Origin of the sequence: Pseudofrankia asymbiotica (assembly GCF_001983105.1) — a bacterium.
GTDB lineage: Bacteria > Actinomycetota > Actinomycetes > Frankiales > Frankiaceae > Pseudofrankia > Pseudofrankia asymbiotica.
Genome location: NZ_MOMC01000100.1, coordinates 1 through 11475 on the forward strand (window position 1 = coordinate 1; position 11475 = coordinate 11475).

Below are 11475 nucleotides of genomic sequence, written 5' to 3' on the forward strand. Positions count from 1 at the left end.
CAGCTGCACCGAGTCCTCACCCCGAAGGTCGACGCCGCCTGGCACCTGCACCACCAGACCAGGCACCTACCACTGACACACTTCGTCCTGTTCTCCTCCATCGCCGGCACGATCGGCAACCCCGGCCAGGCCACCTACGCCGCCGCCAACACCTACCTCGACGCCCTCGCCCACCACCGCCACACACAAGGACTACCCGCCACCAGCCTCGCCTGGGGCCTCTGGCAGGAAACCAGCACACTGACCGCCCGCCTCGACCCGGCCCAGCACGGCCGCCTGCGCCGCACCGGTATCACCCCCATGCCGACCGGCACCGCGCTCGCCCTGCTCGACGGGGCGCTGGCCAGCCGGCGGCCGGCCCTCGTCCCCGCCATGCTCGACCTCGGCCCGCTGCGCGCCCAGCCGGACCTGCCGCCGCTGTGGCACCGGCTGGTCCCACCGGCCCGGACGGCGGGCTCCGGGCGGCGCGGCCCGCTCAGCTCGGGAAACGGCGACGGCGGCGGCCGCGGCGACGGCGGCCGCACGCTGACCGACCGGCTCGCCGGACGGCGCCGTGAGGACCAGGCCACCCTCGTCCTCGACCTGGTGCTGGGACAGGTCACCGACGTGCTCGGGCACGGCGAGTCCGGCGCGATCGAGCCGGCCCGGGGGTTCCTGGAGCTCGGCTTCGACTCGCTCACCGCGATCGAGCTGCGCAACCGGCTCGCCACCGGGACTGGTCTGCGGCTGCCGACGACGGTGGTGTTCGACCACCCCAACTCGGCCGCTCTCGCCGAGTACCTGCGCTCGGAGGCCGCGCCGGCCACCGCCCGGCTCGCCGACCTCGACAGCCTCGCCGCCGAGTTGCCCGAGCTCGCCGGCGAGCTGGACGCCGACGCCCGCGAGCGCCTCGCGCAGCGCCTGCAACAGCTGCTCGCGACGCTCGACGGCCTGGCCGGCCCCGACGCGGACGGAGCCGGCGACGCCCCGACGGAACGGCTCGACGGCGCCAGCGACGACGAGATCTTCGACTTCATCGACAACGAGCTGGGCATCTCCTGACGCTCGGCCGCGTGGCCCGGCGCAGCCGGCCCGACAGACCAAGGAGGAGAGGTGAGTTCCGGTGGCCGAGACGAGAGCTCGATCCGGGCGGTGGGTCCGATGACAGACGTGGTGACCGCGCTTCCGCGGCCCCGCCGGGAGGCGGCGTCCGACGACCGCGACCCGGTCGGCCGCCTCGGCCGCCTGCTCGACGCCGGGTCGCTGGCTCCTCTGCACGAGGACGACGGCAGTGGGGTCCGTGCCGTCGCCGGGCGTGTCGAGGGTCAGGCGGTCGTCGCCTACTGCACGGACGGCAGGACGATGGGCGGCGCGATCGGCGCCGGCGGCGCCCGCCGGATCGCGCGCGCCATCGACCTCGGCGCCGACAAGGGGCTTCCGGTGCTGGGCCTCTGGCACTCCGGCGGCGCCCGGCTGGCCGAGGGCGTCGAATCCCTCGACGGCATCGGGTCGATGTTCGCGGCCATGGTCCGCGCCTCGGGCCGGGTGCCGCAGATCTCCGTGGTACTGGGTCCGGCCGCGGGCGGCGCCGCCTACGGCCCGGCGCTCACCGACCTCGTGATCATGTCGGACGCGGGGCGGCTGTTCGTCACCGGCCCGGACGTCGTGCGCGGCGTCACCGGTGAGGACATCGACATGGCGGGCCTCGGGGGCGCCGACGCGCACGGCCGCCGGTCCGGGGTGGTGCACCTGGTGGCGCCCTCCGAGGCGGCGGCCCTGGCGCAGGCGCGGCGGCTGACCGGGCTGTTCGCCCGGGCGGGCCGCTTCGACCCGGCGGCCGCCGGCGAGCCGCGGGACCTGCGGGCGCTGCTGCCGGACGCGCCGCGGCGGGCGTACGACGTCCGCCCGCTGGTGCGCGCCGTGCTGGACGAGGACGGCGGCTTCGAGGAGATCCAGCCGCGCTGGGCGCCGAACATGGTGATCGGGCTGGGCCGGCTCGGCGGCCGGGCGGTCGGCGTGGTCGCGAACAACCCGATCCGCAAGGGCGGCTGCCTCGACTCGCTGAGCGCCGAGAAGGCGTCCCGCTTCGTCCGGATGTGCGACGCGCTCGGCGTGCCGCTGCTGGTCCTCGTCGACGTCCCCGGGTACCTGCCGGGCGTGCGCCAGGAGTGGGACGGCGTCGTCCGCCGGGGCGCGAAGCTGCTCTACGCGTTCGCCGAGGCGACCGTGCCGCGGGTCACGCTCGTCACCCGCAAGTCGTTCGGCGGCGCGTACATCGCGATGAACTCACGCGCCCTCGGGGCGACCGCGGTGTTCGCGTGGCCCGAGGCGGAGATCGCCGTGATGGGCGCCGAGGCGGCGGTCGGCATCCTGCACCGCCGGAGGCTCGCGGCCGCGCCGGAGCCGGACCGGCCGGCACTCGCGGCCCGGCTCGCCGACGAGCACCGGCAGATCGCCGCGGGCGTCGACCGGGCGGTGGCCCTCGGCGTCGTCAACGAGGTGATCGAGCCCACGACGACCCGACGGCGGCTCATCGAGACGTTCGCCGCCGCCGCCGACCGCCGCGGCGAGCACGGAAACATCCCGCTCTGAGCACGGAGGAGGAGTCACACGTGGACCAGGTGGATCACGATGTCGTCGTCGTGGGCGGCGGTCCGACCGGCCTGATGCTCGCCTGCGAACTCGCCCTGCGGGACGTGCGGTGCGCGGTCGTCGAACGCGACCCGGCCCCGTCCAACCAGTCGCCCGGGCAGGCGATCAACGCGACGGTGGTCGACCTGCTGGAGCAGCGAGGCCTGATGGCGCCGCTGCTCCCGTTCGGCGCCGAGTTCCCCCGGGCCCACTTCGCCCAGCTGTGGCTCGACCCGACCCGGCTGCCGGGCCGGCACTCGTACAGCTTCGCCGTCGCGCAGTCGCGCCTCGAGCTGGTGCTCGAGCAGCGGGCCGCCGAGCTGGGCGTGTCGGTCCTGCGCGGCCGCGAGCTGGTCGGGATCGGCCAGGACGACCAGGCCGTGACGGCGGTGGTCCGGCCGGTGGCCGGCGACGGCGGCGGCCGTGACCACTTTCTGCGTTGCCGCTACCTGGTCGGCGCCGACGGCCGGGACAGCACGGTGCGCACGCTGGCCGGCATCGGCTTCGCCGGCAGCGACACGCCGTTCCTCGGGCTCGTCGGCGACGTCGAGACCGCGTCCGCGCCCGCGGTCGCCGGGCGTCTCGGCGCGCACGAGTTCCCGGCCGGCATGCTCACCGTGCGCCCGATCGGTCCCGGGCTGCTGCGCCTGGTCACCGCGGAGTTCGCGCGGCTTCCCGACGACCCGCGAGCCCCCGTCACCGTCGCCGAGCTGCGCGCCAGCCTGCACCGGCTCGCCGGCCTCGAGGACCCCGACCCGCGGATGGTCTGGATGCGGCGGTGGGACGGGGCGACGCGGCTCGCCGAGCGGTACCGCGACGGCCGGGTCCTCCTGGCCGGGGACGCCGCGCACGTGCACTTCCCGCTGGGCGGCCAGGCGATGAGCACGGGGATCGAGGACGCCGTGAACCTCGGGTGGAAGCTCGCCGCCGAGATCGAGGGCTGGGCGCCGCCCGGCCTGCTCGACAGCTACGAGGCGGAGCGGCGGCCGGCCGGTGCCCGCGCCTGTCAGACGACGGCCGCTCAGCTGGCACTGCTGCACCCGCTGGACCGGATGGGGCCGGTGCGCGAGCTGCTGCGCGAACTGATCCAGCTCGACGACGTCAACAGCTACTTCGTGCGGATGGCCTTCGCCCTGGACGTTCGCTATGACCTGGCGCCCCCCGGCGCGGTCGCCACGGACGACGACGGCGCGGCGACGGCCCACCCCCTCGTCGGAACGCGGCTCGCCGACGTCCCGCTGAAGACGCGGGACGGTGAGACGTCCGTCGCCCGCCTGCTGCGCGCCGGGCGAGGGCTGCTGCTCGACCTGTCCGGCGAGTCGGCCGAGGACGTGGTGGCCGGCCTGTCTGGCTGGGCCGGCCGGGTGGACGTCGTGCCGGCGAGGCCCGCCGGGGGCGGCGACGAGATCGACGCCGCCCAGGTGCTGCTGCGGCCGGACGGCCGGATCGTCTGGGCGGCCCGCGCCGCCCTGCGCGCCGCGGCCGGCACCCCGTCCCTCACCGAGGCCCTCACCCGCTGGTTCGGAACGCCGAACCGGTCCTGACCCCGCGGCCGGCCAGGAGCCGGGAACCAGGCTGGGGGTCAGGACCGGTCGCACCGGCGGGGTCAGGGCCGGTCGCTCGTCGGGCCGGTTACTCGTCGGCCGCCGCCGGCCGCGGGATCAGCTCCGTCGCGGACACGGAGGTCGGCTCCGCCGAGGGCGGCGGAGGCGCGGCGGCCGGCGGCGGCGCGGGCCGCTGGTTGCGCCAGGTGAACAGGACGACCAGGAACACGAGGCCGACGAAGGCCGCCGCCACGGTGAAGGCGCTCGCCATGCCGTGCGCCAGCACGTGGTCGGCGAGGTCCGCCCGGGACAGGCCGGCGGGCGGGTGCTCCGCGGCGCGCCGGCTCGCCGTCCCGTAGACGGTGACCAGCACGGCAAGGCCCAGCGAGGCCCCGACCTGCTGGGTCACGACCATCATGCTCGAGGCGGCGCCGGACTCGCGCGGGCTGACGCCGCCCACCGCGTTCAGGCTGAGCGGCACCATCAGCATCCCGACGCCGAGCCCGAACAGCAGCATCGGGCCCAGGACCCCGGTGGCKTAGCCGGTGTCCTCGGAGAGCCGGGTGAGCCAGACCATCCCACCGGTGCACAGCGCGGCGCCAGCCAGCATCAGCGGCTTCGGGCCGAGCCTGGGCAGGAGCTTCGTCGTCCGCTGCGCCGAGACCATGATCCCGACCGACATGGGCAGGAACGCGAGGCCGGCCCGCAGCGCGCTGAAGTCGAGCACCTCCTGCAGGAACTGCGTCGTGAAGAAGAACATGCTGATCATGCTGCCGACCATGAGGAGCAGCAGCGCGTAGGTGCGGGCCCGGGAGAGGTTCGTGACAAGGCTCAGCGGGACGACCGGCTGGCTCGCCCGCGCCTCGATGACGACGAACAGGGCCAGCACGACGACCGCGACCGCGAACGACACCAGCGTCAGGCTGTCGCTCCAGCCGTCGGAGGAAGCCCGGATGAAGCCGTACACCAGCGCGGACAGGCCGACGGTCGCGGTCACCGCGCCGACGGCGTCGAACCGGCCGGGGTTGCGCCGTGGGCTGGTGATGAACCGCGGCGCCAGGGCGGCCACCACGAGCGCGATCGGCACGTTGATGAACATCACCCACCGCCAGGACACCCAGGTGGTGAGCATGCCGCCGATGATCAGGCCGATCGACCCGCCCACGCCGTTGGCGGCCGCCCAGGCGGCGAGCGCCTTCGTCCGCCGCGGGCCCTCCGAGAAGGTCGCCGTCAGCAGGGACAGCGCGTTCGGCGACGCGGCGGCGGCGCCGAGCCCCTGGCCGACGCGGGCCGCCACCAGCATCCACGACTCGGTCGCCAGGCCGCCCGCCAGCGAGGCGAGGCAGAACACCACCACGCCCACCTGGAAGACCCGGAGCCGGCCGAGGATGTCGCCGGCCCGGCCGCCCAGCAGGAGGAGGCCGCCGAAGGCGATCGTGTACGCGTTCAGCACCCAGGCCAGGTTGGTGGGCGAGAAGTCGAGGGCGCCCTGGATGTCGGGCAGCGCCACGTTCACGATCGTGGCGTCGAGGACGAGCATCAACTGGCAGGTCACGATGACGATCAGGGCGATGTTGCCCCGCCGCTCGTCCGGTACCGAGCCGGGGTCGTCCACCCCCTGCTGGACCGGTGTTGTCGTCGACACCGCTACCTCCTCGGCTAGCCAATTAAGGTCCGATCTCGTTTCCTAACCGGGATCCTAGCAACGCGCGGGAGGTCTTGGGTACCAGGACGTATCTTAACGACGCGGGTACGATCGGGTTCATGTCCCGGAAGCCTCGGCCGCGGCGTCACGCCCCGGGGTACCTCGCGGCCCAGCGCCGGGCGGGCGGCCGGCCGGTGACCACGGCGATTCCGGACACCGCCGTCCCGGACGACACCGCCGTCCCTGACCACACCGTCACCAGGGGCGCGGCGGGCGGGGACGGTACGTCCGCCGCCGGCGCGGGACCGGTCACGGCGGGCGCCGCCGCCGGCATCCGCCCGGCCACCCGCCGGCGCGGGGACGCACTGCGCAAGGCGATCTTCGACGCCGTGTTCGAGCAGCTGCGGACCGTCGGCTACGCGAACCTGACGATGGACAACGTCGCCACCGCCGCGCACACCAGCAAGACCGTGCTCTACCGCCGGTGGGCGTCCAAGGACGACATGATCAGCGAGGCGCTGCGTGAGGCCCTGCCCGCGCCCGCCGAGGTCGCCCTGACCGGCGACGTCCGCGCCGATCTGCATGCCCTCCTGCGCTGCGTCCAGGTCGCCTTCACCTCGACCAAGGGAACCGCGTTCCAGATCGTGTCGGCGGAGGCTGGCTGCGAACGAGGCATGGTCCGCCAGACGGTCATCGCGCACGTGGTCCAGCCGTGCGTCGACCGCATCCTCGAGCTGCTGCGCCAGGCCGCCGAGCGCGGCGACGTCCGGCCCGACGCGGCCACCGAGCTGGTCGCCGGYAGTGGTCCCGCGCTGTTGGTGCAGTACTCGCTGGTCCACGGGCCGGTCCTGCCCGACGCGTTCATCTCGTCCGTCGTCGACCAGATCGTCCTGCCGCTGGTGGCCGCCGCCCCCGGGGACGCGCGGCCGGCCACCGTCGACTGCCTGGACCGTTAGCCCGGGATTAGAGCCGCTTAAGCGCGAGATCGCACGATCACCCCGAGTTACGCTCGAGGAGGTGCGACCGTGCCCGTTTCCGAATCCCGTCCCGCCGACGCCGGCACCACGGCAACCGCCGCGCAGGAGGTCCCGGCGACCGGCGCGGCCCGGTTCTCCTGGGACTACGGCGAGGGCCGCGACCAGTTGCTCGCCCTGTACCAGAAGGGCAAGGACAAGCAGTGGGACGCGGCCACCCGGGTCGACTGGGACATCGAGGTCGACCCCTACGACGCGCTCGGCATGCCGGACCAGAGCATCGCCATCCACGGCACCCCGCTCTGGGACAAGATGAGCGAGCAGGAGCATCGAGAGGTCCGCCGGCACGTCGCCGCCTGGCAGTTCTCCCAGTTCCTCCACGGCGAGCAGGGCGCGCTGGTCTGCGCCTCGCGGGTGGTGGAGTCGGTCCCGGACCTCGACGCCAAGTTCTACGGGGCCACCCAGGTCATGGACGAGGCGYGCCACCTGGAGCTGTACGCGCGCTTCCTCACCGAGAAGCTCGACCTCATCTACCCGATCAACGACCAGCTGTGGAGCCTGCTGGCCGAGACCCTCACGGACTCCCGCTGGGACATGCCCTACCTCGGCATGCAGGTGCTCATCGAGGGACTGGCGCTGGCCGGGTTCAGCCTGATCCGCGACCTCACCACCAAGCCGCTGCCCAAGCAGATCCTCGCGTACGTGATGCAGGACGAGGCCCGGCACGTCGCCTTCGGCCGGCTCGCCCTGCGCGACTACTACCGGGAGATCACCGAGGCTGAGCGGCTCGAGCGCGAGGAGTTCGTGATCGAGGGCTGCTACCTGATGCGGGACCGGTTGCGCGGCATCGAGGTCTGGGAGAACTTCGGCATCCCGGCGAGCGAGTCGCAGCCGCTGCTGGAGGCGTCGCCGCACGTCCGTGCCTTCCGCGGCCTGCTGTTCAGCCGGCTGGTGYCGTGCGTGCGCGACATCGGGCTGTGGAGCGAGCGGATGCAGCGGGTCTACGCCGACCTGGGTGTCCTCGATCTGGCCCGCCAGGACCTCGAGACGCTCATGCGCAGGGACGAGGAGGTCGCCGAGCAGCTGGACCGCGACCAGGCCACCGCCGAGCAGGCGCGCCGCGCGGAGGTCGACCAGGTGATCGCGTCGGCCGCGGCGGACCTGTGACGGCGCCCGAGCGCGAGATCCGCATCGTCTCGGTCGGGACGGCGCTGCCCGGGGAGCCGGTCGACAACGCCGCGCTGGCCCGGTTCCTCGGGATGGACACGCTGTGGGAGCAGTGGGTCGACGCGTTCATCGGAACGCGCAGCCGCCACATGGCCACCGACCTGGCCACCGGCGAGCTGCGGCACTCCCTGGCGGACCTGTGCGCGGCGGCCGGGCGGCGCGCCCTGGCCGCCGCGGGCCTCGGGCCGGGGCCGGGGCCGGGCGACGGTTCGAGCCTGGCCGACGGCGCCGCCGTGGACCTCGTCGTCCTGGGCACCGCCACACCGGACCAGCTGATGCCGGCCACGGTCAACATGGTGGCCGAGCGTCTCGGCGTCAACGACGTGTCGACCTTCCAGCTCCAGTCCGGCTGCACCGGCGCGATCCAGGCGCTGGACGTCGCCCACCAGCTGCTGCTCGCCGGCCGGCACGAGACCGCGCTGGTCCTCGGCGGCGACGTGTGCACGCGGATCTACGACGTGACCACCGACTTCGCCGCGCTGCCGCCCGCCGAGCTGGTCAACGCCGCGCTGTTCGGCGACGGCGCCGGGGCCGCCGTGCTCACCGCGCGGCCCGGGCAGGGCGGGATCGCCATCCGCCACGTCCTGACCAGGCTCACCGGTCTGGGGCGCCCGCCCGGGCAGGTCCTCGAGTGGTTCACCAAGAGCGACCGCGGTTCCGACCGGCCGGCGGCCAGCGAGGACTACAAGGCGATCGAGGCGTCGGTGCCGGTGCTCGCCGGCGAGATCGTCGACGAGCTGCTCGACACGCTCGAATGGAAGGTCGACGAGCTCGACTACCTGCTGCCGCCGCAGCTGTCCGGACGGATGACCGCCCGGATCGTGGAGCACCTCGGGCTCGACGGCCCACGGGAGATCAGCTGCGTCGAGCAGACCGGCAACAACGGCAACGCGCTGCCGTTCCTCCAGCTCGAACGGCTGCTGGAGCTGGCGACCACCGGTGACCRCGCCGCGGTGGTGGCGGTGGAGTCGAGCAAGTGGATCAAAGGCGGCCTGGCGGTGGAACGGCTCTGACGGGAGAGGTCACCTGTGAAAACGATCGACGACTTCGTCGATCTCGTCCAGGACGAGATCGGGCTGGACGTGACCGCCCAGGACGTCGGGCGGACCTTCGACGAGCTTCCCGGCTGGGACTCGGTCCACCTGCTGGCGTTGCTCGCCGCCCTGGAACGGACCACCGGCCGGAGGATAGCGATGACCGACGTGCTGGAGGCGGCCAGCCTGGAGAGCATCTACCGGCTCGCGGTGAGCGCATGACCATCCAGCCCGTCCCCCGGCAACGCCGCCACACCCTGTACTTCCTCCGGGAGATCCGCGCCTTCTCCCCCGTCCACCTCGACACCGAGGTGGACATGACACAGGTGATGGCACATCGCGGCGCCGCCGCGCTGGACGCGCGCCGGTACTCGGTCGTGACCTACGTCCTGCACGCGGCGGCCCGGGTGCTCGAACGGCATCCCCAGGCGAACTCCGCCATCCGGGGCACCGTCTGGCCCAAGGTCATCCAGCACAGCTCGGTGAACGGCAAGCTGACTCTGGACAAGACCATCGGTGGGCAGCGGGTGGTCGTCGCGCCGGTCCTGCGCGATCTGCAGAAGGCCTCGCTCGACGACATCCAACGGCTGGTCGACCGGTTCCGCGACGGCGACCCGGAACGGATGCCCGAGCTCGCCGGCGTGCGCGCGCTGCACCGCAAGCGCTGGCCGTTCGCGCCCCGGGCGTTCCGCAAGGTGGCGCGTCCGCTGCCGAAACGGGCCGCCGTCTTCGGGACCTTCGCCGTCACCTCGCTCGGTCACCGGCCGGTGGACGGGTTCCACTCGGTCGGCGGGACCACGGTCACCCTGGGCCTCGGCCGGGTCCTGGACCGGGCAGTGGTCCGGGGCGGGGCCGTCGCCGTCGCGCCGGTGATGCGGCTGAGCCTCACCTTCGACCATCGGGTGATCGACGGCGCCGAGGCCGCCGACCTGCTGGGCGAGCTGAAGGACGACCTGGAACGCCTCGCGCTCGTGCCCGCGTCCAACGGCCACGCCGGCGCCGCGGCCTGCGCCGACCCGGCAACGGCCACGGCCACGGCCGGCGCGCCTGGCAACGAGCGCGGCCACGCGGCGGCGGGCGCGCCGCGCACCGGACGGCGGGAGGACCGCGCATGAACGACGTCGCGGAACTCAAGCAGTACGTGGGTGTGCACGCCCGCGCTCAGGGCATCCCGCCGGCCCAGTACGAGCCGCTGCTCGACCAGGTCAGCCACGACGACGACGGGCCGGGCTCCTGGGTCGCCGAGTGGAGCCGGGCAGCGGAGCGGCTGGAACGGGACGGCCGGCTGCTGGAGGCCTGTCGGTACTACAACATGGCCCGTTTCCCGTACGTCGACGGGCAGCCGCGCCGGGACGCGCTGGCCCGGTGCGTCACCGTCTTCGACCGGTGGCGCCGCGAGAACTCGCCCATCCAGCGTCTGGACCTCGACCTGCCGCAGGGCAGGCTCGGCTGCTGGACGGTCGGGCTCGATCCGGCGCAGCCGCGCCCGGTGCTGCTCGTGATGGGCGGCATCGTCAGCGTCAAGGAGCAGTGGGCGCCGTTGCTGCTGCGCGCCCGGGCACTCGGGATGGCCGGCCTGGTCACCGAGATGCCCGGAGTCGGGGAGAACGCGGCGCGCTACGACACCGACAGCCCGCGGATGCTCTCGCACGTCCTCGACGCGCTGCGGGACCGCGGCGTCGACGCGACCCAGGCCTACGCGATGACGCTGAGCTTCAGCGGCCACCTGGCGCTGCGCCGCGCGCCGGACGATCCCCGGCTGCGGGGCGTCATCCTGGCGGGCGCGCCGGTCCACGCGTTCTTCACCGACCGGGAGTGGCAGCGGGCGCTGCCCCGCATCACCGTGGACACGCTGGGGCACCTGACCGGCGAGAAGCCCGCCGACGCCGTCGAGCGGATGCGCGGCTGGGCGATCGACCCGAGCGCGCTGCGCGCGATCGACGTCCCGGTGCACGCCCTGGTCAGCCGGCGCGACGAGATCATCCCGCCCCAGGACGCCCAGATGCTGCGACGCCACGTCCGCCGGCTGCGGACGCGGACGAACGACGACGTGCACGGCTCGCCGAACCACGTGGCGGAAAGCGGCCTGTGGTTGGTGCTGTCGCTGCTGCGGATGCGCCGGGTGGACCCCCGGCAGCAGGCGTCGCTGCGCTGGCGGCTCACCGCGATGCGAGCGCGGGGGGTACTCGCCAGCGGCGGCGGCTGAACCCCGTCACGGTCACGCCCCGGCAGGCCCGCCCGGAGCACCCGCTCCGGGCGCCGGCCCGCTCCGGGCGCCGGCCCGCCGGCCCGCGCCGGGAGCCGGCCCGCCGCGGCCCGCGCCGGGAGCCGGCCGCGTCTCCTGGCCGAGGACAGGCCATGGCTGGAGCGGCGTCCTGGAGCGGCTTTAGAGCGCGGCAAGGCCGAGGCAAGCCACCGGGCCGAGCCTCATAGCTGGACTG

Annotated in this window: 10 protein-coding genes; 9 read left to right on the forward strand and 1 reads right to left on the reverse strand. The window is 74.1% G+C overall.

Translation table 11 applies throughout. The features are described 5' to 3' along the window. The 3 genes from BL253_RS35440 to BL253_RS35450 form a co-directional block, all read left to right on the forward strand. On the forward strand, positions 1-1041 hold a 1041-nt coding region (locus BL253_RS35440), incomplete at its 5' end, for a KR domain-containing protein (RefSeq protein WP_076822157.1). A 99-nt stretch (positions 1042-1140) separates the two neighbouring features. Next, entirely contained in the window at positions 1141-2571 is a 1431-nt protein-coding gene (locus tag BL253_RS35445; RefSeq protein ID WP_076822172.1) for an acyl-CoA carboxylase subunit beta, read from the forward strand. Positions 2572-2591: 20 nt separating this feature from the next. After that, positions 2592-4154: an FAD-dependent oxidoreductase gene (locus tag BL253_RS35450; RefSeq protein ID WP_081439016.1), complete on the forward strand. Its 1563-nt coding sequence runs from the start codon at positions 2592-2594 to the stop codon at positions 4152-4154. Between the two features lie 88 nt (positions 4155-4242). Here the strand turns inward: BL253_RS35450 and BL253_RS35455 are convergent, their stop codons facing one another. Then, positions 4243-5799: an MFS transporter gene (locus BL253_RS35455; protein WP_076822159.1), complete on the reverse strand. Its 1557-nt coding sequence runs from the start codon at positions 5797-5799 to the stop codon at positions 4243-4245. 119 nt (positions 5800-5918) lie between these two features. On the opposite strand from BL253_RS35455, the gene BL253_RS35460 reads away from it, so the two are divergent. The 6 genes from BL253_RS35460 (at position 5919) to BL253_RS35485 (ending at position 11240) form a co-directional block, all read left to right on the forward strand. Then, positions 5919-6755, forward strand: coding sequence for a TetR/AcrR family transcriptional regulator (locus BL253_RS35460; RefSeq protein WP_081439017.1), 837 nt, complete (start codon positions 5919-5921; stop codon positions 6753-6755). Between the two features lie 69 nt (positions 6756-6824). Then, positions 6825-7940: a ferritin-like domain-containing protein gene (locus tag BL253_RS35465; RefSeq protein ID WP_076822160.1), complete on the forward strand. Its 1116-nt coding sequence runs from the start codon at positions 6825-6827 to the stop codon at positions 7938-7940. Then, entirely contained in the window at positions 7937-9013 is a 1077-nt protein-coding gene (locus tag BL253_RS35470) for a 3-oxoacyl-ACP synthase III family protein (RefSeq protein ID WP_076822162.1), read from the forward strand. The genes BL253_RS35465 and BL253_RS35470 overlap by 4 nt, the downstream gene beginning before the upstream one ends. A 15-nt stretch (positions 9014-9028) precedes the next feature. Further along, complete coding sequence (locus tag BL253_RS35475; protein WP_076822164.1) at positions 9029-9256, forward strand: phosphopantetheine-binding protein; 228 nt, start codon at positions 9029-9031, stop codon at positions 9254-9256. Further along, complete coding sequence (locus BL253_RS35480) at positions 9253-10149, forward strand: 2-oxo acid dehydrogenase subunit E2 (RefSeq protein ID WP_076822166.1); 897 nt, start codon at positions 9253-9255, stop codon at positions 10147-10149. The genes BL253_RS35475 and BL253_RS35480 overlap by 4 nt, the downstream gene beginning before the upstream one ends. Continuing rightward, on the forward strand, positions 10146-11240 hold the full coding sequence (locus BL253_RS35485) for an alpha/beta hydrolase (protein WP_076822168.1): 1095 nt from the start codon (positions 10146-10148) through the stop codon (positions 11238-11240). Before BL253_RS35480 ends, BL253_RS35485 begins: the two co-directional genes overlap by 4 nt. The last annotated feature ends 235 nt before the right edge of the window (positions 11241-11475 follow it).

Bases quoted from the DNA above. Each gene is read 5' to 3' on its own strand.
- BL253_RS35445 (WP_076822172.1), top strand. From the start codon at position 1,141: ATGACAGACGTGGTGACCGCGCTTCCGCGGCCCCGCCGGGAGGCGGCG.
- BL253_RS35480 (WP_076822166.1), top strand. From the start codon at position 9,253: ATGACCATCCAGCCCGTCCCCCGGCAACGCCGCCACACCCTGTACTTC.
- BL253_RS35485 (WP_076822168.1), top strand. From the start codon at position 10,146: ATGAACGACGTCGCGGAACTCAAGCAGTACGTGGGTGTGCACGCCCGC.